The following is a 25,819-nucleotide window of genomic DNA, read 5'->3' as shown; positions in this document are numbered from 1 at the left end:
CCTTGGACCGGTCAGCCCAAACTCACCGACAGCCCGCGCCGTTCCTGGCTCTGGCTGTCGGTGCCTGATGCGTCATCAAGCAATGCGCAAAGAGCCTTTTTGTTGGCGTCATGCGGCGCTTTTTATTCGCCGAACAAGTCGGGCGCGGTCTTGCCCGGCGGGGTCAGGCCCAGATGCCGGTACGCCGCCAGCGTCGCGATGCGGCCGCGGGGCGTGCGCTGCAGAAAGCCCTGCTGGATCAGATAGGGCTCGATGACGTCCTCGATGGTGCCGGCCTCTTCACCGATGGCGGCCGCGACGTTCTCCAAACCGACCGGACCGCCATCGAAGCGGTGCACGATGGCCTCCAGCAGCTTGCGGTCCATCAGGTCGAAGCCCTGAGGATCGACGTCCAGCATGGCCAGCGCCTTGTCGGCGATACCGGCAACGATGCGGCCGTCAGCCTTCACCTCGGCGTAGTCGCGAACACGGCGCAGCAGGCGGTTGGCGATGCGCGGTGTGCCACGCGAGCGGCGAGCGATTTCGAGTGCACCATCGGCGTCGATGGGCGCGCCCAGCAGGCCGGCGGACCGCGTCACGATGCGCTGCAACTCGGCCGGCGTGTAGAACTCCAGCCGCGCGACGATGCCGAAACGGTCGCGCAGCGGGTTGGTCAGCATGCCGGCGCGCGTCGTTGCACCCACGAGCGTGAACGGCTGCAGGTCCAGCTTGATCGAGCGCGCCGCGGGGCCCTCGCCGATCATGATGTCGATCTGGTAGTCCTCCAGCGCCGGGTAGAGGATTTCCTCGACGACGGGGCTCAGGCGGTGGATCTCGTCGATGAAGAGGACGTCGTTCTTCTCGAGGTTGGTCAGGATGGCGGCCAGGTCCTTGGGCTTCTCGAGCACCGGCCCGGAGGTCTGGCGCAGGTTGACGCCCAGCTCGGCCGCGATGATGTGGGACAGCGTCGTCTTGCCCAGGCCCGGCGGGCCGAACAGCAGCACATGGTCCAGCGCCTCGCGGCGCTTGCGGGCTGCGCCGATGAAGATCTCCAACTGCTCGCGGGCCTTGACCTGGCCGACGTAGTCATCGAGATGCTTGGGCCGCAGTGCACGCTCCATCGCCTCCTCGCGGCTGGACTCGGGCGCGGCGCTGACGACGCGGGGCGCCGGAGCGAAGTCGTCGGTCTGGATGCTCATGTCAGCTTCTTCAACGCCAGCTTGATGCCGTCGCTGACGCCGACATCAGGGGGCAGCACCTTCAGCGCGGCGGCGGCGTCTTTCTCGCTGTAGCCCAGCGCGACCAGTGCTTGCAGGATGTCGGCCTGCGTGTCGTTGGTGACGGCGGCGGGCAGAGCCAGGTCGGCGCCGAGCTTGCCCTTCAGCTCCAGCAGCAGCCGCTCGGCCGTCTTCTTGCCAATGCCTGGCACCTTGGTCAGCCGGCCCGCATCCTGGCGCGACACGGCCTGGGCGAGTTCTGAAACCGACAGGCCCGACAACAAGCCCAGGGCCATCTTCGGCCCGACGCCACTGATCTTGATGAGCTGGCGGAAGGTGGCGCGCTCTTCGTGGGTGAGGAAGCCGAACAGCTGGTGCGCGTCCTCGCGCACGGTCAGGTGGGTCAGCAGCACGGCCCGCTCGCCCAGGCCACCGAGGTTGAAGAAGGTGCTCATGGGCACGTCCACCTCGTAGCCCACGCCCGCCACGTCGATGACGACCTGCGGCGGTGATTTCTCGGCGATGACGCCAGTCAGTCTTCCAATCATCGGCCCATTATCTGGGCCTGCGCTCAGTCAGTTGAGGACGGAGCTGCGCGCTGCGCACCCAGGTCCATCCCCAAATCATTAGTTTCTGCCGAACAACCCGAGCCGCTGCGCTTCCAGCGCCGCCTCGGCACGCGAGCTCACATTGAGCTTGCGGTAGATCTGCTTCACATAGTCGGCAATGGTGTGGCGGCTCAGGCCCAGCTGCACGCCGATCTCCGGCAGCGTGTAGCCCTTGGCCACGCGCAGCAGCACCTCGGTCTCGCGGTCGGTCAGCGACACCTCGTGCAGCAACGCCTGCGAACTGGGCTTTTTCTGAGCCGCGAAGTAGGCGATGACCTTGCGCGCGATGGACGGCGACAGCGGCGGCTCGCCACCGCTCATGCGCTGCAGCTGCTCCACCAGCAGCTCGCGGGACTGTTCCTTCAACAGATAGCCGAAGGCACCGGCCTGCAAGGCAGGGAAGAGATGCTCGTCGTCGTCGTGGATGGTGACGATGACCGACTGCACTTCGGGCTGCTTCTCGCGCAGCGCCGCGATGACCTCGACGCCCGAACCGTCGGGCAGGCCCAGGTCCAGCAGGGCGAGCGTGAAGCGCTGGCCATTGACCAGGGCCAGCGCGTCCTGCACCCGCGAGCACTCGGTGATCTGGGCGTTGGCGAACACCTGCTTGACCAGCGCCTTGAGCCAGGCGCGGATCTCCGGGATGTCTTCGAGCAGCAGGATGTGGTTCATGGGAGCCTCGGCATTCAGAGCGGAATCGTCAGACGGATGACAGTACCCCAGCCAGGGCCGGATTCAACCAGGCATTGGCCATGCATCTGCTTGGCGCGTGATTTCATGCTCGCCATGCCGTGGCCTCTGTCCAACCTTCCGTCCAGTTCGGACGGAATGCCCTGGCCGTTGTCCTGGATGGTCAGGATGAAATCGCCGTCCTGTACCGCGCTGGAAATCGTCGCATGGGTGGCGCCGCTGTGTTTGATGATGTTGGACACCGACTCGCGCAGGATGCGCGTCGTCTGCACGTAGGAGCGGGCCTGGAAGGTGTGCTCGATGTCCTCGGCCGGCGACTTCCATTCGGCCAGGATATTGGCCTGGCCCAGGCGTGAAACGACCTCCGCGCGCCAGTCGCCCAGGGCGTCGATGAGATGCACCGGCTTGCCGGTCAGGCCGCGCACCGACAGGCGCATCTCCTCCAGTGCCTCGCGCGCCAGCGTGGAGATACGGTCGGACTCGCTGGTGTGCACGATGGTCAGCAGCTTGGCGCCGAGATCGTCGTGCAGATCGGCGGCAATGCGCTTGCGTTCGCGCTCGGTGACCTGCTCGAGCTTTTGCTCGGCGAGCTGGGCGTGGCTGCGCTCGACCTCGGCGATGCGCTCGGACATGCGCTGCTCGATGGCTGCGATGCGCTTCTCGGCGTCCAGTCGCGCATGGGCGACGCTGTTCACCAGTTGCAGTCCCAGGCCCAGCATCAGCACCGGCAGCATCAGGTTCAGCCAGGGCGCGGCGGATGACCACAGCGGTTCACTGGCAGCGGCCAGCAACCGCTCGGCGACCAGGGCAGCCATGGTCGGCAACAGCAGGGCGGCCATCAGCACGAACTCCCGCGACAGGGCCTCGTCGGCGCTCGTCTTCAGGCGCTCGCGGCGCAGCCACAGCGCCCAACCCATGGCGGCCACCAGCTCCAGGCTCAACACCGCCTGCCAGACCGAGCCGAGGATGCCGACCTGGCCACCCGCGAGCAGCAGGCTGGCCGGCACAACGAGGCATTGGATCAACAGCGCATGGTCGATCCAGCTGCGTTTCCAGTTCATCTGCCGCAGCAGGTATTGCACGCCGCACAGCACGAGCAGGGTCAGCAGCAGCGGCCGCAAGCCCGCGGCGCTGGCGGCGGCGGCGGCGCGCAGCACGACCCAGCTCAGCATCATGCCGATGAGAAAACTCGCCGGCCGTTCGCGGTGGTGCAGGCTGGAGACGAGGCCGATGACGGTCGCCATCAGGGCCAGCATGGCAGCAAGCCAGCCGCGCAAGGTGGCCGTCCAGTCCGGCCCGGCGAAGCCTTGAGCCTGCGCTACGGCCGGGCAGAGCAGGGCGGCTGAAAGCAGCAAAAAAAGAGGCAGGCGCCGAGCCCTGGAGGCCCTCGGCGCAATCGGTGACGTCATGGAGCGGCATTGTGCGTGAGCGCCTGTTCTGCGCAGGCCGGGAATGCACCAGCGGCCAGCCTCTTTGCACGGAGCCGGCGACAATCCCCGTCCACTTCCTTTCAGCCCCATCGTGATCCTGCGCTTCACCCTTGAACCGGTCGACAACACGCGCCTGGCCCGCGTCTGTGGCAGCTTGGACACCCACCTGCGTGAGATCGAGGCGGCCATCGGCGTGAAGATCTCGCGCCGCGACGCCGAGTTCCGCGTCGACGGGCCCAAGACAGCTGCCGAGCGCGCCAGGACCCTGCTCGAAGGACTTTACGAGCGTGCCAGGCGGCCGCTGTCAGCCGAAACGCTGCAATTGGCCCTCGTCGAGGCCAAGGCGCCAGATCCTGTTTCGGCCGCCAGCCCGGGCGACGGCGATGCGCTGGTGCTGCGTACCCGCCGCGCCGACCTGTCGGCCCGCACACCGCGCCAGCACCAGTACCTGCAGCAGATCCTGTCGCACGACATCACTTTCGGCCTCGGCCCGGCGGGCACCGGCAAGACTTTCCTGGCCGTGGCGTGTGCGGTGGACGCGTTGGAGCGCTCGACGGTGCAGCGGATCATCCTGACCCGGCCCGCCGTCGAGGCCGGGGAGCGCCTGGGCTTCCTGCCCGGCGACCTGACGCAAAAGGTCGACCCCTATCTGCGCCCCCTGTACGACGCCCTCTACGACCTGCTGGGCTTCGATCGGGTGACCAAGGCCTTCGAGAAGGGCCAGCTCGAGGTCGCGCCGCTGGCCTTCATGCGCGGGCGCACGCTCAACCACGCCTTCGTCATCCTCGACGAGGCGCAGAACACGACGCCCGAGCAGATGAAGATGTTCCTGACCCGCATCGGCTTCGGCAGCCGCTGCGTCGTCACCGGCGACACCAGCCAGATCGATCTGCCGCGGGGCACGCAGTCCGGCCTCATCGACGCCGAGCATGTGCTGGCCCGGGTCAAGGGCATTGCGATGACGCGCTTCACAAGCGCCGACGTCGTTCGCCACCCGCTGGTGGCGCGCATCGTCGAGGCCTACGAAGCGCGCGCCAAGCGCGAAGCACGCGACCTATGAAACCAGAGCTGAGCCTGTCCCTGCAATTTGCCGACCCGCGCCACCGCGCGCTGCTGCCGCGCCACAAGGTGCAGCGATTCATCCGCGCGGCGCTGGAGCTGCCGGGCGAGATCGCCGTGCGCATCGTCGACGCCGAGGAAGGGCAGGCACTGAACCGCGAGTACCGTGGCAAGGACTACGCCACCAATGTGCTGACCTTCGACTACGCTCACGAGCCCGTCGTCGGCGCCGACCTGGTCATCTGCGCCGAGGTCGTCGAACGTGAGGCGGCCGAGATGGGCGTCCCGCTGCTCGACCACTACGCCCACATGCTCGTGCACGGCACCCTGCATGCCCAGGGCTATGACCACGAGGCCGACGACGAGGCCGAGGCGATGGAAGCGCGCGAGGCGGAAATCCTGATCGGCCTGGGCTTCTCCGACCCCTACCGACGCGGCTGAGGCTGCAACCCCGTCTAGGGGTATTTCGCTGTGGAAACCGGCGGCGGTGGCGAGTATTTTTGTACTTCGCCTGTCATCGGAGGCTCCCATGCTGAAGTCGATCCGCGCCCTTGCGACCGCCGCCGCGCTGATTTGCGCAGGAAGCGCGGGCGCCGTGTCGATTGCCGGCGTCGACATCCCGCTGGGCCAGATCTTCGCGGTCACCCAGACCTACCAGAACGTGCCACTGGCCGTCGGCGACACGCTGAGCGGCTACGGCAAGATCGATTCCATCAACTCTGCGGCGGTCTCCGGCCTGTGCTCGGGCTGCGAGCTGACGTACGTCTTCGGCGGCTACGCGGTCTCGTCGATCAGCGCCAGCGAAGTGCGCTTCAGCGGTGGCTGGCTCAAGGTCTATGCCGGCTTTGGCGCCAACAACGACTTCACGACCGGCAACGCCGGAGGTTCGGCGGGTGACCTGGCCGAAGCGTCCAATGGCACGCTCTTCCTGTCCCTCATGGGCCATGCCGTCGACGCCGCAGGCAACACCTTTATCGCCACCGGCCTGGGCATCGGCACGGCCAGCCCGACCGGCTTCAGCACGGGCCTGCTGGATGTGGACACGGCGGCCGGCGGCGCGGCCAACGCCTACTTCAACAGCAATGGCGTGGCGGCCCTGTTCGGTGGCGGTGCGGCCGATGCGCAGCTCGGTTCTTCCTTCTCCGCCCTGGCGCCGCTGTATCCGTCCGAGTGCCCCGGCGGTTCGGCCTGCCTGCGTGGCAGTTCCAGCGTTCTTGCAACGGTGACCGCCGTGCCCGAGCCCGAGACGGCCGCATTGCTGCTCGGCGGCCTGGGCGTCATCCTGACGGTGGCGCGCCGCCGCCTGCGCTGAGGTCGACCTACCGGCTGCTGCTCAGGTAGCGCTTGCGCCTGAACAGGAACCAAAGCCCCAGCGCCACGGCCAGCATCAGCAGGGCGGCATCCCAGAAGCCGTTGGCGTTCTTGATCAACGGCATCCATTCGAAATTCATGCCGAAGATGCCGGTGATCAGGTTCAGCGGCAGGAAGATGGCCGTCAGCACCGTCAGCGTGCGCATGATGCTGTTGGTGCGATGTCCCAGGGCGCTGAAGTGCATCTGCACGGCCGACTCGGCCGAGGACTCCAGCCGGCGCACATGGGTCAGCACCCGCTCCACATGCTCCAGCACGTCGCGTGAGCGCACCCGCAGCAGCTCGCGTTCGCGCGTCACCTGCGGGTCGCCGTCGACCGGCCATTCGTCCAGCGCGTCTATCCACTCCTGGATGGCGGCGCGCTGGTCTTCGCAGGTGTCCTCCAGCCGGTGCAGGGCATCACGGCTCTCCAGCAGCAGCGGCCAGTCATCGAACTCGCTGCTCTGGTCCAGCAGCACGCGCTGCAGCGTGCCGAGCTGGCGGGTCAGCAGGCGCCGCAGCTCCAGATAGCTGTCCACCATGTGGTTGACCATGCGCAGCATCAGGTCGGCCGGGCTGGCTGGCAGGCGTGCGCCGCCGCGTGCGTCGCGCTTCTCGCGGCCTTCGGTCAGGCGGTCCAGCTTCTGGGCGAAGAACTCGCGCACCTGGCAGTCGGTCGGGTGCACAGTGATCAGCACACGGTCAAAAACGGCGAAGCCGACCGGACTGGTGTCGATGGCCCGCAGCGCGCGCTGCGCCGAGGCCAGCGTGCCGTGCTCGTCATCGACGAAGAGATCCTGGCTGCCCGGCGCCGCGGCGAGGCGCCGGAAAACCAGCATGTCGTACCAGGACGTGTAGTCGAAATGCGAGGGCAGCTGGTTGTTGATCAGATCTGACACATGCAGGTCGACGATATTGCCGCAGCCCCACCGCGCCAGTGCCTGCTGCACAGCCGGCTCGCCCACTTCGAACTCGCGCCGGCCATAGCCCACCCACAGGAAGCCACGCTCCGGCAGCGCTTCGGGCAGGGCCGCAAGCTCGCGAAAACTGTCGGTCTCGATGTGGAAGACCCGCACCGGTCAACCTGCTTTCAGCAGCCGCGCGGCTTCCAGTGCGAAATAGCTCAGCACCCCATCCGCGCCGGCGCGCTTGAAGGCCAGCAGCGACTCCATCATGACGGCGTCATGGTCCAGCCAGCCATTGGCCGCGGCGGCCTTGACCATCGCGTATTCGCCGCTGACCTGGTAAGCAAAGGTCGGCACGCGGAACTCATCCTTCACGCGGCGCACGATGTCCAGATACGGCATGCCGGGCTTGACCATCACCATGTCGGCGCCCTCGGCCAGGTCCAGGGCCACCTCGCGCAGGGCTTCGTCGCTGTTGCCGGGGTCCATCTGGTAAGTCTTTTTGTCAGCCTTGCCGAGGTTGGCCGCCGAGCCGACTGCGTCGCGGAAGGGGCCATAGAAACTGCTGGCGTATTTGGCGCTGTAAGCCATGATGCGCGTGTGAATGTGGCCGGCGGCTTCCAGCGCCTGGCGGATGGCGCCGATCCGGCCGTCCATCATGTCGCTGGGCGCGACGATGTCGACGCCGGCGTCCGCCTGCACCAGGGCCTGTTTGGCAAGGATCTCGACGGTCGGGTCGTTGAGGATGTAGCCGGTCTCGTCGATGACACCGTCCTGCCCATGGCTGGTGAACGGGTCCAGCGCCACGTCGGTCAGCACGCCGAGTTGCGGGAAATGCTTCTTCAGCGCCCGCACCGCGCGCGGCACCAGGCCGTCCGGGTTCAACGCTTCGGCGCCGTCGAGCGTCTTCAGCGCAGCATCGATGACGGGAAAAAGGGCGATGACGGGCACGCCCAGTTCGACGCACTGTTCGGCCGTGCGCAGCAGGTGGTCCAGGCTCTGGCGTGACACACCGGGCATGGAGGCGACGGCGTCCAGGCGGTTCTCGCCCTCATGGATAAAGACCGGCAGGATGAGATCACTGGCACTCAGCGCATGCTCGCGCACCAGGGCACGCGTGAAGGCGTCACGACGCAGGCGCCGTGGGCGCGCCGCAGGGAAGGCGGAGGAAGAAAAAACGTAGCGGGCCAAGTCGAATCCTCAGGCTGCGGGGGGTGCGGCCCGGCACGTGATGCTTGACACATCCAGACGTCATTTATTGCTGACGTCACCGCTCAAGCGCGCTAAACTGGTTTTTGAATGATAGCCGCAAGGTGGTCGTTCCCTGCTTTTCCTCCCTGAGCAGGAGCCTTAGCGTGATGACAGCGATAAGGCTTTCTCGGCCCCGGTCTTGAACCGGGGCTTTTTTTTGGTGTTCACCGGGCTGTTGTGTCGCGGAGCGACCCAACCCGCACCTTCGTGCGGTGTGCCTGCGGCCCATGTCCGACTCTCCCCCAAGCCCGTCCGCGCTGCGGCCGTGCTTGACGCCGGTGCTGCCCATAATGGCTGCATGCTCTGGGTCAAAGCCTTCCACATCGTCTTCGTCGCCGCCTGGTTTGCCGGCCTGTTCTATCTGCCGCGCATCTTCGTGAACCTGGCCATGGTGCCGGCCGACAGCCATGCCGAACGTGAGCGCCTGCTTTTGATGGCGCACAAGCTGCACCGCTTCAGCAGCATCCTGATGGGTGCGGCTCTGCTGCTCGGCGTCTGGGTATTGGTGGGTTGGGACGCCAGCCGCTTTGCCGGCAGCTACTGGCTGCACGCCAAAATGCTGCTGGTCGTTGGCGTGATCGGCTACCACCACATGAACCGCCGCTTGTTGCGCAGCTTCGAGACGCTGTCCAACAAGCGCAGCCACCGGTGGTTTCGCATCTACAACGAGACGGCCGTGCTGCTCTTTGCAGCCATTGTCGTGCTGGTGACCGTCAAGCCCTTCTGAAGGTCGGAATGCGTCGCCGCCAAAGTTCCGCCACCTGGCTACTGCTGGCCCATATGGGGCTGGTCATTTATGCCAGCCTCTATCCCTTCTGGCCCTGGCGCTGGCCGCCCGGCATGGGCCTGCCCTGGCTGTTCAGCCTGCCGTGGCCGGCCCGCTTCTGGGCCTTCGACGTCGAGGCCAACCTGATTGGCTACATCCCCCTGGGCCTCCTCGGCTTTGCGGCGGCGATGCGCTCGGGCTGGGGATTGCGCGGCGGGCTGCTGCTCGGCCTGCTGCCGGGGCCGGCGCTTTCGTTTGCGATGGAGACCCTGCAGTTTTTCGTGCCGGGCCGCGTGCCCTCTCTGTCTGACTGGTCCCTGAACTCGGCCGGCAGCGCGCTGGGGGCCACCCTGGGCCTGGTGCTCAGCGCGCTCGGGGGCTTGGAGCGTTGGGAGGACGTGCGCGACCACTGGTTCGGCGCCAGCAGCGCGCCCGCTCTCGCCCTGCTCGCGCTGTGGCCGCTGGCCCTGCTGTACCCGACGCCGCTGCCCTTTGGCCTCGGTCAGTGGCTGCCCTGGTGGCGAGAGATGCTGCTGGATGCCTTGACCGGCACGCCCTGGGCGCTGAACTGGGGCGACGCGGTCACCGTCGAGCATGAACTGCCGCCGGGCCTGGAGGCGCTGGCCATCGCCCTCGGGCTGCTCGCGCCGGTGCTGTTGATGATCACCGTCGCCCGCTCCGGCCTGCGGCGGCTGGCCCTGGCCGGAGGGGCGGTGCTGCTGGGCCTGCTGGGCACGGCGACGTCAACGGCGATGGCCTTCGGCCCCGACCATGCCTGGGCCTGGCTCAGCGATGCCACACGCCCGGGCGTGGGCCTGGGCGTTGTGCTGGCCTTGCTGGCCTGCCTGCTGCCCTCGCGTGTCGCGGCGGCCTTGGGCCTGTTCGCGCTGTGCGCCTTGATCGGCCTCATCAGCCTGGCGCCCAGCGACCCCTACCTGGCCTTGAACATGCAGGCCTGGGAGCAGGGCCGCTTCATCAACCTTTATGGGCTGACACGCTGGGTGGCCTGGACTTGGCCGTTCATCGCCCTCGTCTGGCTCGCCGCCCGCCTGGTGCAAAAGCCCCAGTGAGACAATCCGCGGCGATGAGTTACTACGAGCGCCACGTCTTCTTCTGCCTGAACCAGCGCACCAATGGCGAGGCCAGTTGCGCCGACCATGACGCGCAAGGCGGCTTCGACCATTGCAAGTCCCGCGTCAAGCAGCTCGGCCTGGCCGGCAAGGGTGGCGTGCGGGTCAACAAGGCCGGTTGCCTGGACCGCTGCGCTGGTGGGCCGGTGGCCGTCGTCTACCCGGAAGCCGTCTGGTACTCCTGGGTCGACAAGAGCGATCTGGACGAGATCGTCGAAAGCCATTTGCGCGACGGCAAGGTCGTCGAGCGCCTGGTGCTGCCGGATTCCGTCGGCCGATGAATTCGCAGACCGAGAAGCGCCTCGTCCCCGGCCCGGCCGGGCAGATCGAAGTCGCCATCGACCTTCCACCCGGGGGCAGCCAGCCCATCGGCACCGCGCTGATCTGCCATCCCAACCCGACCCAGGGCGGGACTATGGACAACAAGGTCGTGCAGACGTTGGCGCGCGCCTTCATCCAGCTCGGCTGGCGCGCCGTGCGCTTCAATTTCCGCGGTATCGGCAAGTCCGAAGGTGGCTGGGACGAAGGCCGCGGCGAGGTCGATGACGCGCTCGCCGTGCTGGCAGCTGTCCTGTCGCCCGGCGAGGCGTTGATCCTGTCGGGCTTCTCCTTTGGTGGCTATGTCGCCTCGCGTGCGGCCTTGTCGCTGGCCGAGCCGGCCCGGCGCCTCGTCCTCGTCGGCCCGGCGACGAGCCGTTTCGATACCGCCTCTGTGCCGGCTGACACCGTGGTCATCCATGGCGAGGTCGACGACGTTGTGCCCCTCGCCGCCGTGCTCGATTGGGCGCGGCCGCAAAGCCTGCCCGTCACCGTCGTCCCCGGCGTCGGCCATTTCTTCCACGGACAGTTGCCGCTGCTCAAGTCCCTGGTGGTGCGCGCCTTCGATCCCACGAAGATCTGATCGCCGCGCCCAAATCGATCCGATGAAAAGACTGCTTGCTTCCCTCCTCGCCGCCCTCGCCCTGACTGCCCAGGCCCAGCCTCCCCAGCCGCCCGAACTCGCCGCGCGCAACTATGTGCTGATCGACCTGACCACGCACAAGACCCTGGCCGAGCGCGACGCCGACGCGCCGCAGGACCCGGCCTCGCTGACCAAGCTGATGACAGCCTATGTCGTCTTCGGTGCCTTGCGCGACAAGAAGCTGACGCTGGAGCAGACGCTGCCGGTCTCCAAACGTGCCTGGGATGAACGCAAGGGCGACCCTTCGCTGATGTTCATCGACACGACGATGACGCCCAAGGTCGACGAGCTGCTGCACGGCCTGATCATCCAGAGCGGCAACGACGCCGCCGTGGCCCTGGCCGAAGGCGCTGCCGGCTCGGTCGAGAACTTCGTGCAGCTGATGAACCGCCAGGCCCAGGCCTGGGGCCTGAAGAACACCGAGTTCAAGAACGTGACCGGCAATTCCGAGCCTGGCCACCACAGCAGCGCCCGCGACATCGCCGTCATCGCCGCGCACATCATCACGGACTTCCCCGACTACTACAGCTACTACTCGCAGCGCGACTACACCTTCAACAAGATCCGCCAGGACAACCGCAACCTGCTGCTGCGCCGCGACCCGACGGTGGACGGCATGAAGACCGGCTACACCGAGGCGGCCGGCTACTGCCTGGTGTCCAGCGCCAACCGCGACTTCCCCAACGGCAAGCGCCGGCTGCTGTCCGTGGTCATGGGCACCACGTCCAAGGAAGCGCGCGCCAGCGAGAGCCAGAAGCTGTTGAACTGGGGCTACACGGCCTTCGATGCGGTCAAGATCTTCGACGCCGGCAAGGCGATTGCGACCGTGCCAGTCTGGAAGGGCGAGACCAAGGAAGCCAAGCTCGGCGCCGCCGACGCCATCTATGTTGCCGTGCCGCACGGCGACGCCACCAAACTGCAGACCCAAGTCGAGCGCACCGACCCGCTTGTCGCACCGCTGAACAAGGGTCAGCGCGTTGGCACGCTGCGCGTGACGACGACGGCCGGTGCGCCGGTGGCCGAAGTGCCGCTGATCGTGCAGGAAGCCGTGCCCGGCTCCGGCCTGTTCGGCCGCGCCTGGGACTCCCTGCGTCTGTGGATCAAATGAGCCAGGAGTCGCGATGAACCTGCCGCCCGACATTCCTCCCGAGAAGTCCCTGATCGAGTACCCGTCGCAATTCCCGATCAAGGTCATGGGCGCTCATGTGGAGGGCTTCGTCGAGGCCATCACCCACGTGGCGCTGCAGTTCGACCCTGGCTTTGACGCAGCCACCATCGAACAGCGCCCGAGCAAGGGTGGCAACTACCTGGGCCTGACCATCATCGTCACGGCCACCAGCCGCGAGCAGCTCGACGAGCTGTACCGAACGCTGACCACGCATCCGATGGTCAAGGTCGTACTCTGAGCTGAAGCTTTGGGAGCGCCGCTGGAAGTCACCTTCAAGGAGGTACAGCGGCTCGGTGACGAGCCATTGCGGGCACTCGTCGCGCGGCTGTGTCGTGCTGAGTTGTCTGACGCGCGGCTGCCTCTCTCGGCTGTACGAGCCGGCGGGCATCAGGATGCGGGCGACGCCGGTATCGACGTTCACATCGAACTGGGCGGCAATGCGGCGGGGTTGGACTTCCTCCCGCGCTGCCGCGTCGGGCTGCAAGTCAAAGCCCGGGGCCTGCCTGCGTCCGCCGTGGCGGACGAGATGCTGGTGCGCGGGGTGCTCAAGCCGGCGATCCGTGAGCTGCTGATGCGGGGTGGCGCTTATATCCTCGTGAGCTCCAAGGATTCCTGCACGCCCGCAATGCTCGACAGGCGGTTGGCGGCCATGCGCAGCGTCGCCGCCGATGCCGGCCTGCCAGCCGAGGCGGCGCTCGACTTCATCGGCGCCGACCGCCTTGCTGACTGGACGAACCGGCATCGCGGCGTGGCGCTGTGGTTGCACGAACAACTGGACGGCCCTTGTCACGGTTGGCGAGGTCACGGCACGTGGGCAGCCGGCGCCGCCGATGTCCAGTTCCTGACTGACGAGCATGTGCGCGTCCGGGGCCCCGCCGGGCAACTGCTCACTGCACTTGAGGCATTGGCTGACATGCGTGCCGCATTGCGACGTCCGCGAAGGGCAGTGCGTCTGGTCGGGCTGTCCGGCGCTGGCAAGACGCGCCTGACGCAAGCGCTTTTCGAAGAGGGCCTGGGCGGTGAGCCGCTGCCCGCTCATCTCGCCGTTTATTGCGATGTGGGTGAAGCCGGCCTGCAGCCACCAGCGACCGAGATGCTGCGCCGGCTGACTGCCGTTGGCAGACCCCAGATCCTTGTCGTCGACAACTGCAATCCGGCTGCGCACCGTGCGTTGTGCAGTGCGCTGGCCGATCGCCCAGGACACGTCTCGCTGCTGACAGTGGAATACGACATTCAGGCCGGCGATGCCGAGGAAACGGACGTCTATCAGCTCGACGGCGTTTCGCCCCGATTGCTGCTGGCCTGGGTTGCGCGATGCTGGCCGGCGCTGAGTCTAAGGGTGCAGGAGCACATCGTCGAACTGTCTGAGGGCAATCTGCGCATCGCCGGCGCCTTCGCCAGTGCTGTACAGCGTGGCGGCGATCTGCGCGGCCTGCCCAGCGCGGACCTGTACCGGCGGCTGTTCTGGCAGCGCGGTGCGTACGACCGTGAGCTCGAACACGTGGCTCGCGTGCTCGCGCTCGTGTATTCCTTCGACGCCGCGCCGCCTGACGACGCTCGTGTCGACTCGGAGTTCGGTCGTTTAGCGCAACTCGCGGACATCTCCCCGCCGCGGTTGCACGCGCATGTTGGCACGCTCATCGCGCGCGGCCTCGTGCAGTGCCGAGGCCGCTGGCGTGCGGTACTGCCCCAGGGCCTGGCCCACAAGCTGGCGTCCGATGGATTGGCGGCCGTTGATGAAGTGCAGGTGTGGCGGCAATTGGGCGGCGATCCGCGCCTGGGTCGGTCACTGGCGCGTAGGTTGTCATCCTTGCATGACAGCGTCCCTGCGCAGAGATTGGTCGAACGCTGGTTCATCGAGCGCCCAGGGGTCACGCTCTTCAAGGACTTTGCCTTTGGTGGCGGTAGCCTGTTCTCATATCTGGCACCGGTGCGCCCCGACTTGGCGCTGGAACGGCTCGAAGCGTTGACGGCCATTCCCGGGGAAGGCTTGCTGCGGTGGGACCACCGCATCCACCACGAAGTGGCCTTTCGCATCGCGGTGCATCTGGCCTACCCGGCTGACACGTTTCTCCGCGCCGCGGAGGTGGCATTCCGGCTCGCGCAGACGAGTTGCAAAGGCTCGTACTGCCGTGCCGCGGATGAGGAGACGCTGTGCGCGCTGTTCCGGCCTGCCAAATCAGGCACCCATGCGCCGCTTGAGATCCGGTTCACGTTTCTGGCCGCTTTGCTGGATGGCGACGCCGAGCGCCAACGTTTGGGAATGCTCGCTTTGGCCGAGGCGCTGTCAACCGAAAGGCACGGGTGCCCGCCATGGCCTTTCGGCGCACGAGCCCGCGATCAAGGGTGGCAACCGATCGACGAGGAGGCCAGGCAGGCTTGGCAGGCCAGTGTCCTTGCGTTTGTCGACGAGCGGGTTGCTCGCCGGCCCGCTCATGCGGTTGAGCTGATGGAGATCGTCCGTAGAACGAGGCTCGGGTTGAATCACGTACCACAGACGTGGGAGCGGTTTGCCGCCTTTCTGGATTTGCCTGAAGAAGAATGGCCCACAGCGCCGCTTGAACACGATCAGCAGCGCGAACAGCGCTTCGAGTGATCAGCTCGCTGCATCCGCATCCTGCATCGCCTTGCCCTTGGCCTTAGCCGCGTCGTCGCCGTTCTTCGCAGCCACGTCGTACCAATAGCGCGCCAGCCGCGCATCGGCCTCTACGCCCAGCCCCGTCTCGAACATCGACGCGACCAGGTATTGCGCGCCGACATCGCCGGACTTGGCGGCCTCAAGGTACCAGTGGTGGGCCAACGCCATGTCCTGCGCGCGGCCGCGGCCAAGGTAGTAGCAAGTGGCGGTGGCCAGTGCCCCGTCGCCGTTGCCATGTTCGGCAGCGCGCTCGAACCAGCCACAGGCCGCCTTCGCATCGGGCTTGCCATGGCGGCCCTGCTCGATCATCTCGCCCAGTGCGTTCTCGGCCAACGCGAGCTGCTGGGCTGCGGCGCGTTGCAGCCACTGCCAGGCCTTCGCGTCGCTGGCGCCGGGCAGTTCGCGGCGCAGATTCATCATGGCCAGGTTGAACTGCCCCAGCGCCTCGCCGCGCTTGGCGGACTCGGCAAAGCCCTGGGCCGCGGCCTTCAGCCTGCCCTCGTCGTAGGCGGCCAGGGCCGCGGACAGCGTGGCGGCGGCTTGCGCCATCGAGGCGGCGAGGAGCAGGGCGGGAATGAGTGCAGTCTTCATCGGGGTCGAGTCGGCTGGGGTGGGCGCGGACTTACAGCGCCTGCCTATGATGCCCGCATGATCGTCAAGACCCTCGGGCGGGTCGATTACCTGCCCACGCTGGAGGCCATGCGCGCCTTCACGGCGGCGCGCGATGCAGACACGCCGGACGAGCTCTGGCTCTGCGAGCACCCGCCCACCTTCACCCAGGGCCTGGCCGGCAAGCCGGAGCACCTGCTGCTGCCCGGCGACATCCCCGTCGTCGCCACCGAGCGCGGTGGCCAGGTGACGTACCACGGCCCTGGCCAAGTCACGGCTTACCCTCTCGTGGACCTGCGGCGCTTGGGCATCTTCGTCAAGGAATACGTCTTCCGCCTGGAGACGGCGATCATCCAGACGCTGGACGGCTATGGCGTGACCGGCCTGCGCGTGGCTGGCGCGCCGGGCATCTATGTGCGCCCGGGCGACCCGGGCAGCCACGTGGCCCTGACCGGCCCGGCCGATCCGGCAAACGCATTCAAGGGCCTGGCCAAGGTGGCGGCATTGGGCATCAAGGTGAGCCGCCACTGCACCTATCACGGCCTTGCGCTGAATGTCGCGATGGACCTGGAACCCTTCCTGCGCATCAACCCTTGCGGATACGAAGGGCTGCAAACCACGTCTCTCGATAAACTCGGGGTTTTCACCGACTGGCCGACCGCGGCCGGCCGGCTCGCCGAGCGACTCTCGGCCCAATTGCAGCCTTGACGGCCTGACCATGTCCGACACGACGACCTACGACCCGACGATCAAGCAAAAGGCCGAGGCGAAGACCTCCCGTATCCCGATCAAGATCGTGCCGGCCGAGGTGCTGAAGAAGCCCGACTGGATCCGCGTCAAGGCCGGCTCGCCGAGCACCCGTTTCTACGAGATCAAGCAGATCCTGCGCGAGCACAAGCTGCACACGGTCTGCGAGGAAGCCAGCTGCCCCAACATCGGCGAATGCTTCGGCAAGGGCACGGCCACCTTCATGATCATGGGCGACAAGTGCACGCGCCGCTGCCCGTTCTGCGACGTCGGCCATGGCCGGCCGGACCCGCTAGACGTCGACGAGCCGCTGAACCTGGCCAAGACCATCGCGGCGCTCAAGCTCAAGTACGTCGTCATCACCAGCGTCGACCGCGACGACCTGAAGGACGGCGGTGCCGGGCACTTCGCTGAATGCATCATCAAGACGCGCGAGCTGAGTCCGATGACGCAGATCGAGGTGCTGGTGCCCGACTTCCGCGGCCGCGCCGACCGCGCGCTGAACATCCTGAAGGCCGCGCCGCCGGACGTGATGAACCACAACCTCGAGACCGCGCCGCGCCTGTACAAGGAAGCGCGCCCGGGTTCCGACTACCAGTTCAGCCTGGACCTGCTCAAGCGCTTCAAGCAGGAAGTGCCCGGCGTGCCGACCAAGAGCGGCATCATGGTCGGCCTGGGCGAGACCGACGACGAGATCCGCCAGGTCATGCGTGACATGCGCGCGCACAACATCGACATGATCACCATCGGCCAGTACCTGGCGCCCTCGGGCCATCATCTGCCGGTGCGCCGCTACGTCACGCCGGACATGTTCAAGCAGTTCGAGAAGGAAGCCTACGAACTGGGCTTCACTCACGCCGCCGTGGGCGCCATGGTGCGCTCCAGCTACCACGCGGACGAGCAGGCCCACGCGGCGCTGAACCCCACCGCGACCTGATCAGAACGGCCGCGTTGGCCGTGGCTGCGGTGCCATCGGTGGCACTTCGGGCGCCTCGTTCAGGCGCAGGAACTTGAAGCCCGCGAGCTGCGCCTTGTTCTGGCCGGCCTGGCGGGCGTCGCGCTCGGCCATGCGGGCGATGAAGCCCTGCAGGGTCTCCTCGCGCACCTGCGGTTCGGCGGAATGCAGCAGATGGCGCGAACCATCAGCGCCGGTGACGATGAGGCCGACATGCGAGGCCCAGGATTCACCGCCGCGGCTGGAGATGATGTTGACGAAGTCGCCATCCTGCAGCTGTGCCTCGATGGCGGCCACGTCCCGCTTGGCAACGTAGACATCGTCGAAGTTCTGCACCGGGATGTCGCGCTGGATCTTGAACTGCTTCTTCAGGAAAGCCTGCCGATCGATTCGCTGGCGATAGGCCTGGATGGGCGCGCCCAGCGTGGCGGTGACGTCCTGCACCAGCCAACGGTTGGCGATATTCCAGTCAGCCTCGGTGTAGTGGTTGCGCGTGGCGGTGCCGATGACCCCGTCGCGATAGCGGATGCGCTGCAGCATCCAGAAGAACTCTTCCCAGGACGCACTCAGCGCCATCGCATAGGTGTGCTCGGCGAAGACGACGCAATCGCTCTTGCTCAGGTCGAACAGCGGTTGGGCGTCATAGGTCTCGTAGGGGAACTCGCCGAGCAGGAAGAGCTCGTAGGGCTGGCCGATGTTTTTGCGCGCCAGGGCGGCGACGCGCTGGCGCAGCGATGGCTGATCCAGCTGCTCGAAAGCCAGGAAGCGGCCCACCTCGGCGGGTTGCATCTGGTAGAGGGGCTTGTTCAGCAGGGCGGTCAGCTGCGCGGCATCCATGCCGACCTGCCGGGCTTCGGCCAGCTGCGCGGCCGTTGGCTCTGCCTGAGGCGGCGCGGCGGGCTGGGTGGCTGGAGGTGAGTGCGCACAGGCCGCGAGCAGCAGCGTGACGGCCAGGGAGCCAAGCGTCTTTTGCATCACGGCAGTGTCAGGCAGAGCGCACCGGCCAGGGCATGACACATCGTCGGGCACCCATAACGGTGCGGTGGCTGGCTCAGCCCTCAGCCAGCAACTGCTCGATGAGGCCGTGCAGCGCGGCGAAGTCGGGTTCGCCGACGAAGCGCTTGACGATCTCGCCGCGCTTGTTGATCAGGAAGGTGGTCGGTGTCATCTGCACCGAGCCGAAGGCCTGGGCCACGCTGCCGGTGTTGTCGATGGCCACGCCGAAGGGCAGCTTGCGTGTCTCGGCGTACCTGGCGACGAAGGCCGGCGGGTCGTAGCTCATGGCCACGGCGACGGTGTCCAGGCCGCGGGCCTTGAACTTGTCGTGGGTGGCGACGATCTGCGGCATTTCCTTCACGCAGGTCGCGCAGCTGGTGGCCCAGAAGTTCACCAGCATGACCTTGCCGTTCCAGTCCCGCGAGCTGGCCTTCTGGCCGTTCAGCAGCACGTAGTCGACGGCGGGCGCCTGTTCGCGGGCGCAGCCCGCCAGCGCGGCGGCGCAGATCAGGGCGGTAGTAGCGGCAAGGGCGCGGCGGGTCAGCATGGCCCGGATTCTAGAGAAGCCGTCAAACCCGCTTCGCCAGCTCGAACATCAGCAGTGAGGGCAGGGCATCGGGCAGGTGGCGGCGCGAGATGCGCGCCACGCCATCGCCGGTGGCGGTGGACAGCTGGGTGCGGTGCTCGCCATCGAACATCTCGACGAAGGCGAAGTCCGGCGCGTCCCGCATGACGCCGGCGATCAGTTGCAGCAGCGGCTCGCTCATCTGCGCTGCGTCGAACAGCATGGCGTGGGGCAGGCCTTCGCGGCAGAACTGCTCGGCCTCGGCCACGCTGCCGACCACGTCCACCAGCATGCCCATATGGCGCACGGCGGCCTGGGCCTCGGTGCGCATGTCCCGGTGGGCCGAGAGGATCAGCAACTGGCAGCCCGCCAGGGGCCGCGAATTGCCGCCCATGCGCTCGGCCTCGGCTTCCAGGCGGGCGTTGGTGCTGTCCGGCGGCGGGGCTTCGTCCGGCGCGAGCTGATTGAATTCCAGCGTCAGCAGCGTGATGCCGGCCTCCTGCTCGCGCAGTGGCAGCACGCCCAGCGTGATGGCCGTCTGCTCCAGCAGCCGCCAGGCCAGCGAGTCCAGCCCCGGCGTCGGTGCGTGCGCGTCGGTGTCGTCGCTGAGCAGTTCCAGCGAGCGGTGGGCGAAGCGGCAGCTCAGGCGCGCCTTGACGGGCCAGGGTGTCAGGTCCAGCCGCAGGTCGACGGAGGAGTGAGTGTTGGCCAGGGCCCAGTCCATCAGCGCGTTCAGCAGCCCGAAGAGCAGGGCCCCATCGGCCCAGATTTCGACAGGCTTGAGCGACTGGCGCACCTGCACGCCGCGCGCCTGGGTTTCGCGGCTGCGCTGGGCGAGCACGCTGCGCAGCATCTGCGTGAGATGCTGGCGCTCGCGATTCAGGCGCAGACGGCCGGACGCCAGGCGTGAAAGCTGCTGGCCCAGCATGCCGGCCGTGCGGGCGTCATCGACGCTGCGGCGCAGCAGGCGCAGGCCGCGGCGGTCGATCTGGCCGGTAGTGGCGAGGTTCTGGATCTGTTCCAGCGCCGCGCTCAGCGGCCCGGCGATCTCGGCGCCCAGCTGCTGGACGATGTCCGCCCACTGGACCGGTGAAGGCTCAGGCATGACATCGTTGGCGGCACTTGCTGGCGCAGAAGAAGGCGGTGTGGACATGACCCGGTGGCTGCGGACCCGAGGCGGATGGTTCTAGGTGGTTGGCCCGCCTCGGTGCGTGAGCGCATGCTGCGGACAGCGCGCTGCCATCTCCATCCCCCACCCAGGGGGAAACCCTGGGTTTGGGGGTGGGTTAGCCCTCACGCAATGACACCGCTGTTACGCCAGTTTGTGATTTCTTCCGCAGAACAGCCGGCTTCTTGCAGCAACTCGTCGCTGTGCTGGCCCAGCAGTGGTGGCGCATGACGATACGCCACGGGCGTGGCTGACAGCTTCATCGGGCTGGCAATGAGGCGCAGATCGGGTGTCAACGGGTGAGGCATGGGAATGACGGCACCGCGAGCTTGCGCCTGCGGGTCGGCGAGCGCCTCACCAATAGAGTTGATCGAACCGCAGGGCACCTTGGCGGCCTCCAGTGCAGCCAGCCAATCGGCGCGAGGGCGCTGGCGCATCGCTTCCTCCAGCAAGGGTACGAGGATGGCGCGATGGCGCACGCGTTCGGAGTTGGTCGCAAAGCGCGGGTCGGCAGCCCATTCTGGCCGGCCGGCGATGTCACAGAACTTGGCGAACTGGCGGTCGTTGCCGACTGCCAGGATCAGATAGCCGTCGCTGGCCTCGAAGACCTGGTAGGGCACGATGTTCTGGTGGGCATTGCCCATGCGGCCCGGCGCCTGGCCGCTGCACAGGTAGTTGCTGCCCAGGTTGGCCAGCATGGCGAGCTGCGTGTCGAACAAGCCCATGTCGATGACCTGGCCCTGGCCAGTCGCATCGCGGTGGCGCAGCGCCGCCAGGATCGCGACGGTGGCATACATGCCGGTGAACAGATCGGCCACGGCGACGCCGACCTTCTGCGGCCCGCCGCCGGGCAGGTCGTCGCGCTCGCCGGTCACGCTCATCAGTCCTCCCATGCCCTGGACGGCGTAGTCGTAGCCGGCGCGCTCGGCATAGGGACCGGTCTGGCCGAAGCCGGTGATGGAGCAGATGACGAGGCCGGGATGCTCGGCCAGCAGGCTTTGCGCGTCCAGCCCGTAGCGGGCCAGGTCGCCGACCTTGAAGTTCTCCACCAGCACGTCGACCTGGGCGGCGAGCTTGCGAACGATGGCCTGGCCTTCAGGTTTGGCCAGGTCAACGGCCAGCGAGCGCTTGTTGCGGTTGGCGCCGAGGAAATAGGCGGCTTCCGAGGTGTCCTGGCCGTCGGCGTCCTTCAGATAGGGCGGGCCCCAGGCGCGGGTGTCATCGCCGCTGCCCGGGCGTTCGATTTTGATGACGTCGGCCCCGAGGTCGGCCAGGGTCTGCGTGCACCAAGGGCCGGCCAGCACGCGGGACAGGTCCAGCACGCGCACGCCCGACAGCGCCTGGGGAGGTTGGGAAGAAGGCGTCTTTTGCATTGCGGAATTGTCCTCGGGCCACTGTCGATAATTCGACCATGCTCTGCCGCACCACTGCCGGATTTGCCCTAATGCTGAGCTTGCTCGCGGCTTGCCAGCCCCGCTTGAACTGGCGCGAGGCCAGGCCGGCGGGATCGGGTGCCCTGGCCCTATTCCCCTGCAAGCCCGACATCGAACAGCGCCCCGCTCATGCCGGTCAGGGTGCGATGGGCCTGGCCCAGTGCGAAGCCAGCGGCGGGCGCTTCGCGCTGTCTTGGGCCGACGCGTCCGACCCGACCCAGGCCGGCCCGGCCCTGAAAGCCATGCCCCAGGCGCTGGCCGCCAAGCTCGGGCAACCACTGCCGCCCGCCCAGACGCTGCAGATACCAGGCATGACGCCTATGCCGGAAGCTGCTGAGTACCGGCTGGCCGGTGCGGGCGGGATCACCCGTGTGGCCGTGTTCGCCCATGGTGGCCGCGTCTACCAGGCGCTGATGACGCTGCCTCAGGATGACCCGGCGGCATGGGAAAGCTTTCGCGCCGGACTGGCCGTGGATACCGCCCGCTAACATCCTGCCCCATGCCCAACCTGCTTGTGATCGCCCACGCACCGCTGGCCTCCGCGCTGCGGCATGTGGCCGAACACACCTTCCCCGACTGCGCCCCGACGCTGACCGTGCTGGATGTTGATGCCGGCATGAGCGCGGATGATGTCGAGGCAGCCGCCCGCGCGCTGATGGCTCGGGCGGGTCAGCCCGAGTGGCTGGTGCTGACCGACGTGTTCGGCGCCACGCCGAGCAACGGTGCCCAGCGCCTGGCGGGCGACCAGGTGCAGGTGCTCAGCGGTGTCAGCGTGCCCATGCTGTGGCGCACCCTCTGCTACGCCAGCCAGAAGCCTTTGACCGAGCTGGCACGGCGCGCCATGCAGGGCGCGGTCACCGGCATCGTCGCCATGCCTCCCTTGCCCCCCGACGAATGATCAAGTCCACCCTCACCATCAGCAACAAGCTGGGTCTTCACGCGCGTGCCTCGGCCAAGTTAACCAAGTTGGCCGGCAGCTTCAAGTGCGAGGTCTATATGAGCCGCAACGGCCGGCGCGTTAACGCCAAGAGCATCATGGGCGTCATGATGCTGGCCGCCGGCATCGGCGCGACAGTCGAACTGGAGACTGACGGCGAGGACGAACAAGCCGCGCAGGATCAGATCACCGCCCTCGTCAACGACAAGTTCGGCGAAGGCCAGTGATCAGCCGAGGATGCGCTTGAAGCGCGCCGGCAGATCGGCCGTGCGCAGCAGCAGCGGCAGGTCGGCGGTGTTGAAGTCGGGGTCCCAGGCCGGCTCGCCCATCAACTTGGCGCCGCAGCGCAGATAGCCGCGGATCAAGGCCGGCGGTTCCACCACCAGGTCCTGGCGCAGGTGCTCGATGGGCAGCGGCAGGCGCGGGCGCACCCGGCAGTCGATCGGCGCCAGGTGGTTGGCGGCGATCTGCTTCCACAGACTGGCCGCGAAGTGGCCGCCATCGCGCATGCTGACGCTGGCGCAGCCGATGACGGTATCCAGACCGTTGCGGGCCATGAACTCGGCCAGCGCGCCCCACAACGCAATGATGGCGCCGCCGCTGCGGTGGTCGGCATGCACGCAGGAGCGGCCGATCTCGGCGACCCGGGAACGCAGGCCGCGCAGGCGCGTCAGGTCGAACTCGGTGTCGCTGTACAGGCCGCCGGCGCGTTTGGCGGCGGACGGCGTCAGCACGCGGTAGGTGCCGACGACAGGGCCGGGCTCGTCGTCCTCGCCCCCGGCGCGCACCAGGAGATGCTCGCAATAGGCGTCGAAAAGGTCGACGTCCAGCCCGGCCGGCGCGCCCTTGGGCGTGGGAAGGCGGGCGCCCATCTCGACGGCGAAGACCTGATAGCGCAGCGCCTGGGCTTCGCGCACTTCGGTCTCTCTGCATGCCCAGCTCACACTGATGCGGGGGGACGGGGCGCGCGCCGGACGCTGCAGGGTAGGGGCATGCGCCTGTGCATGCGTGACGATCAAACTGCGGTTCATGCCCGGCATGCTGGGGCGGCGGTTTGACGCAGCGGTGAAGGCCCTATGAAAAAACCATGACGTGGTAGCCCTGTGGCTCAAGCTACATTGGGGATTGATCTGCGGAGGGTGCTGATGAGTTTTCAGGTGTTCGGCATTGCGGTCTCACGTGGTGTGGCCATCGGTCGCGCGGTGCTGATCGCCTCCAGCCGCGTCGACGTCGCCCACTATTTCGTGACGCCCGACGAGGTCCAGCCCGAGATTGGGCGACTGCTGCGCGCACGCGACGCCGTCGTGCTGGAGCTGGAGACGTTGAGGGATGAACTGCCAGGCGACGCGCCCCACGAACTCGCGGCCTTGCTGGACGTGCACCTGATGCTGCTGCACGACGAGGCCCTGACCGGCAGCGCCAGCCAGTGGATCGTCGAGCGGCACTACAACGCGGAATGGGCACTGTCTGCCCAGCTCGAGGTGCTGGCACGCCAGTTCGACGAGATGGAAGATGACTACCTGCGCGAGCGCAAGGCTGACCTGGAGCAGGTCGTCGAGCGTGTGTTGCGTGCGCTGTCGCAGGAGCGGGGTGACACGCCTGCGCCCGTCACGCCCCGCGACTTTGCGGGCGAGGACCCGCTGCTGCTGGTGGCCGCCGACATTGCGCCGGCCGACATGATCCAATTCAAGCGCAGCGTCTTCCGCGGCTTCATCACCGACATTGGCGGCAAGACCTCCCACACCGCCATCGTCGCGCGCAGCATGGATATCCCGGCGGTGGTGGGCACTCGCGAGGCCTCGCGCCTCATCAGGCAGGATGACTGGGTCATCATCGATGGCGACGCGGGCACGGTCATCGTCAATCCTTCGCCCATCGTCCTGGAGGAGTACCGCTTCCGCCAGCGCCAGAGCGAACTGGAGCGCGCGCGGCTGGGGCGCCTGCGGCACACGCCGGCCGTCACGCTGGATGGCGAGCACATCGAATTGCACGCCAACATCGAGATGCCTGCCGACGCGGAGGCGGCAGTGGAATCGGGGGCCACGGGCGTCGGGCTGTTCCGCAGCGAGTTTCTGTTCATGAACCGTGAGGGCGAACTGCCCAGTGAGGAAGAACAGTTCGCTGCCTACAAGGCCGCCGTCGTGGCGATGAAGGGCATGCCGGTCACGATTCGCACCGTCGACGTGGGGGCGGACAAGCCGCTGGATCGGTTGACGGTCAACGAACTGCGCCACGAGCATGTGCTCAACCCGGCGATGGGCCTGCGTGCCATCCGTTGGAGCTTGGCCGAGCCGAGCATGTTCCGTCAGCAACTGCGCGCCATCTATAGAGCGAGCGCCTTCGGCAAGGTCAGACTGTTGATCCCGATGGTGGCTCACTTATCGGAAGTCCGGCAGATCGTCGAGACAGTGCGCAAGGTGCAGCAGCAACTGACCGATGCCGGCCACGCCTACACCCGCGTAGAACTGGGCGTCATGATCGAGATTCCAGCTGCGGCCGTGATGCTGCCGCTGCTGCTGCGGCATGTGGACTTCGTATCCATAGGCACCAACGATCTGATCCAGTACACCTTGGCCATCGATCGTGCCGATGAAGCAGTTGCGCATCTCTACGATCCCTGGCATCCGGCGGTGCTGCAGCTGATCAGCCAGGCCATCGCCCAGGCGCGTGCTGCGGGCAAGGGCGTCAGTGTTTGCGGCGAGATGGCGGGTGACCCCGTCTTTACCGAACTGTTGCTGGCCATGGGCCTGCGTAGTTTCTCAATGCACCCGTCACAGATCCCGGCGGTCAAGCAGCGCATCCTGCGTGCCGACGCGCAGCGCCTTGCTACAGCCCTGCCGCTCATCCTGGACAGCGACGATCCTCAGGCCGTAGCCGAGAAGGAGCTGCTCGTCGCTCGCAGTGCAGTAGCCGTGCATTGACTGCAATGGCGCTTGCGCCAGGATATTGAGTTCGAGTGCGCTACCGAGGCTGCCACCTGATTCGGATTGGAAGCATCCGGCGGATAGCTTCAATCGCAGGGAATTGCCGCCGCCCCACCGGAACAGATTGCCGAGAGGTCTTGCGAACACAGAAATTCCTGTGCTACAGTCGTGGGCTTCGCTGATCACAACGCAGCGCTTGCTGGGAACGGCGGTGGTTGTGGTGGGGTTGGTGGGGCTGGGTTGAAAGGCCCAGAGGCGAGCTGGAGAGTTCGTTGGGTGCTGAAGAGAGTTCTGAAAAGAAATTTTCGCCAGGTACTTGACGATGCTGCGAAA

Annotated in this window: 28 protein-coding genes; 16 read left to right on the top strand and 12 right to left on the bottom strand. The window is 67.0% G+C overall.

What is annotated here, in order from left to right; all coding sequences use genetic code 11:
- Positions 1-122: 122 nt before the first annotated feature.
- The 4 genes from ruvB to ASC95_RS08620 form a co-directional block, all read right to left on the bottom strand.
- Positions 123-1,178, bottom strand: coding sequence for a Holliday junction branch migration DNA helicase RuvB (gene ruvB, locus ASC95_RS08635; RefSeq protein WP_057297348.1), 1,056 nt, complete (start codon positions 1,176-1,178; stop codon positions 123-125).
- Entirely contained in the window at positions 1,175-1,744 is a 570-nt protein-coding gene (gene ruvA, locus ASC95_RS08630; protein ID WP_056194363.1) for a Holliday junction branch migration protein RuvA, read from the bottom strand. Before ruvA ends, ruvB begins: the two co-directional genes overlap by 4 nt.
- 78 nt (positions 1,745-1,822) lie before the next feature.
- Complete coding sequence (locus ASC95_RS08625; protein WP_056194361.1) at positions 1,823-2,476, bottom strand: response regulator transcription factor; 654 nt, start codon at positions 2,474-2,476, stop codon at positions 1,823-1,825.
- Between the two features lie 14 nt (positions 2,477-2,490).
- Positions 2,491-3,849 carry a sensor histidine kinase gene (locus ASC95_RS08620; RefSeq protein WP_057297347.1) on the bottom strand — a complete coding sequence of 453 codons (1,359 nt, stop codon included), beginning with the start codon at positions 3,847-3,849 and terminating at the stop codon, positions 2,491-2,493.
- A 166-nt stretch (positions 3,850-4,015) separates the two neighbouring features.
- On the opposite strand from ASC95_RS08620, the gene ASC95_RS08615 reads away from it, so the two are divergent.
- From ASC95_RS08615 to ASC95_RS31785, 3 genes are all read left to right on the top strand, one after another.
- Complete coding sequence (locus ASC95_RS08615) at positions 4,016-4,984, top strand: PhoH family protein (protein ID WP_056194356.1); 969 nt, start codon at positions 4,016-4,018, stop codon at positions 4,982-4,984.
- Positions 4,981-5,424, top strand: coding sequence for an rRNA maturation RNase YbeY (ybeY, locus tag ASC95_RS08610; RefSeq protein WP_057297346.1), 444 nt, complete (start codon positions 4,981-4,983; stop codon positions 5,422-5,424). The genes ASC95_RS08615 and ybeY overlap by 4 nt, the downstream gene beginning before the upstream one ends.
- 88 nt (positions 5,425-5,512) lie before the next feature.
- Positions 5,513-6,295: a PEP-CTERM sorting domain-containing protein gene (locus ASC95_RS31785; RefSeq protein ID WP_057297345.1), complete on the top strand. Its 783-nt coding sequence runs from the start codon at positions 5,513-5,515 to the stop codon at positions 6,293-6,295.
- A 7-nt stretch (positions 6,296-6,302) separates the two neighbouring features.
- On the opposite strand, the gene ASC95_RS08600 is transcribed toward ASC95_RS31785, so the two are convergent.
- Together ASC95_RS08600 and hemB are read right to left on the bottom strand one after the other, a co-directional pair.
- A complete protein-coding gene (locus ASC95_RS08600) occupies positions 6,303-7,409 on the bottom strand; it encodes a magnesium transporter CorA family protein (protein WP_056194347.1) in 1,107 nt (368 codons plus the stop codon).
- A 3-nt stretch (positions 7,410-7,412) separates the two neighbouring features.
- Positions 7,413-8,429 carry a porphobilinogen synthase gene (hemB, locus tag ASC95_RS08595; protein WP_057297344.1) on the bottom strand — a complete coding sequence of 339 codons (1,017 nt, stop codon included), beginning with the start codon at positions 8,427-8,429 and terminating at the stop codon, positions 7,413-7,415.
- Positions 8,430-8,787: 358 nt separating this feature from the next.
- Here hemB and ASC95_RS08585 point away from each other — a divergent pair, with 358 nt between their 5' ends.
- The 7 genes from ASC95_RS08585 to ASC95_RS08555 are packed head-to-tail and all read left to right on the top strand — an operon-like array spanning position 8,788 to position 15,110.
- A complete protein-coding gene (locus tag ASC95_RS08585) occupies positions 8,788-9,216 on the top strand; it encodes a CopD family protein (RefSeq protein WP_057297342.1) in 429 nt (142 codons plus the stop codon).
- Between the two features lie 8 nt (positions 9,217-9,224).
- On the top strand, positions 9,225-10,325 hold the full coding sequence (locus tag ASC95_RS08580) for a VanZ family protein (RefSeq protein WP_057297341.1): 1,101 nt from the start codon (positions 9,225-9,227) through the stop codon (positions 10,323-10,325).
- Positions 10,326-10,339: 14 nt separating this feature from the next.
- Positions 10,340-10,666: a ferredoxin gene (locus ASC95_RS08575; protein WP_082567624.1), complete on the top strand. Its 327-nt coding sequence runs from the start codon at positions 10,340-10,342 to the stop codon at positions 10,664-10,666.
- On the top strand, positions 10,663-11,286 hold the full coding sequence (locus ASC95_RS08570; protein WP_057297340.1) for an alpha/beta hydrolase: 624 nt from the start codon (positions 10,663-10,665) through the stop codon (positions 11,284-11,286). Before ASC95_RS08575 ends, ASC95_RS08570 begins: the two co-directional genes overlap by 4 nt.
- Before the next feature lie 22 nt (positions 11,287-11,308).
- The gene (locus ASC95_RS08565; RefSeq protein WP_057297339.1) at positions 11,309-12,454 is read left to right on the top strand and encodes a D-alanyl-D-alanine carboxypeptidase family protein; all 1,146 of its coding nucleotides are present in this window, start codon (positions 11,309-11,311) and stop codon (positions 12,452-12,454) included.
- A gap of 13 nt (positions 12,455-12,467) precedes the next feature.
- On the top strand, positions 12,468-12,752 hold the full coding sequence (locus tag ASC95_RS08560) for a DUF493 family protein (RefSeq protein WP_057297338.1): 285 nt from the start codon (positions 12,468-12,470) through the stop codon (positions 12,750-12,752).
- 9 nt (positions 12,753-12,761) lie between these two features.
- Entirely contained in the window at positions 12,762-15,110 is a 2,349-nt protein-coding gene (locus ASC95_RS08555; RefSeq protein WP_057297337.1) for a hypothetical protein, read from the top strand.
- Here the strand turns inward: ASC95_RS08555 and ASC95_RS08550 are convergent, their stop codons facing one another.
- Entirely contained in the window at positions 15,111-15,743 is a 633-nt protein-coding gene (locus ASC95_RS08550; RefSeq protein WP_057297336.1) for a tetratricopeptide repeat protein, read from the bottom strand. It lies immediately after the preceding gene.
- A 57-nt stretch (positions 15,744-15,800) separates the two neighbouring features.
- On the opposite strand from ASC95_RS08550, the gene lipB reads away from it, so the two are divergent.
- Both lipB and lipA read left to right on the top strand, forming a co-directional pair.
- Entirely contained in the window at positions 15,801-16,469 is a 669-nt protein-coding gene (lipB, locus tag ASC95_RS08545) for a lipoyl(octanoyl) transferase LipB (RefSeq protein WP_057297335.1), read from the top strand.
- 10 nt (positions 16,470-16,479) lie between these two features.
- The gene (gene lipA, locus ASC95_RS08540; RefSeq protein ID WP_057297334.1) at positions 16,480-17,445 is read left to right on the top strand and encodes a lipoyl synthase; all 966 of its coding nucleotides are present in this window, start codon (positions 16,480-16,482) and stop codon (positions 17,443-17,445) included.
- On the opposite strand, the gene ASC95_RS08535 is transcribed toward lipA, so the two are convergent.
- The 4 genes from ASC95_RS08535 to ASC95_RS08520 all read right to left on the bottom strand — a co-directional run bounded on the left by ASC95_RS08535 (position 17,446) and on the right by ASC95_RS08520 (position 21,565).
- Entirely contained in the window at positions 17,446-18,438 is a 993-nt protein-coding gene (locus ASC95_RS08535) for an N-acetylmuramoyl-L-alanine amidase-like domain-containing protein (protein ID WP_235537826.1), read from the bottom strand.
- A 76-nt stretch (positions 18,439-18,514) separates the two neighbouring features.
- The gene (locus ASC95_RS08530) at positions 18,515-19,006 is read right to left on the bottom strand and encodes a TlpA disulfide reductase family protein (protein WP_082567623.1); all 492 of its coding nucleotides are present in this window, start codon (positions 19,004-19,006) and stop codon (positions 18,515-18,517) included.
- 22 nt (positions 19,007-19,028) lie between these two features.
- The gene (locus tag ASC95_RS08525; RefSeq protein ID WP_057297333.1) at positions 19,029-20,129 is read right to left on the bottom strand and encodes a hypothetical protein; all 1,101 of its coding nucleotides are present in this window, start codon (positions 20,127-20,129) and stop codon (positions 19,029-19,031) included.
- 188 nt (positions 20,130-20,317) lie between these two features.
- Positions 20,318-21,565, bottom strand: coding sequence for a CaiB/BaiF CoA-transferase family protein (locus ASC95_RS08520; protein WP_057297332.1), 1,248 nt, complete (start codon positions 21,563-21,565; stop codon positions 20,318-20,320).
- A gap of 71 nt (positions 21,566-21,636) precedes the next feature.
- Here ASC95_RS08520 and ASC95_RS08515 point away from each other — a divergent pair, with 71 nt between their 5' ends.
- Genes ASC95_RS08515 through ASC95_RS08505 form a run of 3 tightly spaced genes read left to right on the top strand, consistent with a single transcriptional unit; the run spans position 21,637 to position 22,789 of the window.
- Entirely contained in the window at positions 21,637-22,113 is a 477-nt protein-coding gene (locus ASC95_RS08515) for a hypothetical protein (RefSeq protein ID WP_057297331.1), read from the top strand.
- A gap of 11 nt (positions 22,114-22,124) precedes the next feature.
- Positions 22,125-22,523 carry a PTS sugar transporter subunit IIA gene (locus tag ASC95_RS08510; protein WP_157256025.1) on the top strand — a complete coding sequence of 133 codons (399 nt, stop codon included), beginning with the start codon at positions 22,125-22,127 and terminating at the stop codon, positions 22,521-22,523.
- The gene (locus ASC95_RS08505) at positions 22,520-22,789 is read left to right on the top strand and encodes an HPr family phosphocarrier protein (RefSeq protein WP_056194300.1); all 270 of its coding nucleotides are present in this window, start codon (positions 22,520-22,522) and stop codon (positions 22,787-22,789) included. The genes ASC95_RS08510 and ASC95_RS08505 overlap by 4 nt, the downstream gene beginning before the upstream one ends.
- Here ASC95_RS08505 and ASC95_RS08500 read toward each other — a convergent pair whose 3' ends face one another.
- A complete protein-coding gene (locus ASC95_RS08500; protein ID WP_369820596.1) occupies positions 22,790-23,593 on the bottom strand; it encodes a GNAT family N-acetyltransferase in 804 nt (267 codons plus the stop codon).
- 114 nt (positions 23,594-23,707) lie between these two features.
- Here ASC95_RS08500 and ptsP point away from each other — a divergent pair, with 114 nt between their 5' ends.
- Positions 23,708-25,483: a phosphoenolpyruvate--protein phosphotransferase gene (gene ptsP / locus ASC95_RS08495; RefSeq protein WP_057297330.1), complete on the top strand. Its 1,776-nt coding sequence runs from the start codon at positions 23,708-23,710 to the stop codon at positions 25,481-25,483.
- Positions 25,484-25,819: the final 336 nt, after the last annotated feature.

Origin of the sequence: Pelomonas sp. Root1217, assembly GCF_001425705.1 — a bacterium.
GTDB lineage: Bacteria > Pseudomonadota > Gammaproteobacteria > Burkholderiales > Burkholderiaceae_C > Pelomonas.
Note: the sequence above shows the minus strand (reverse complement) of the source record. Positions and strands in the feature narration are given on the sequence as shown.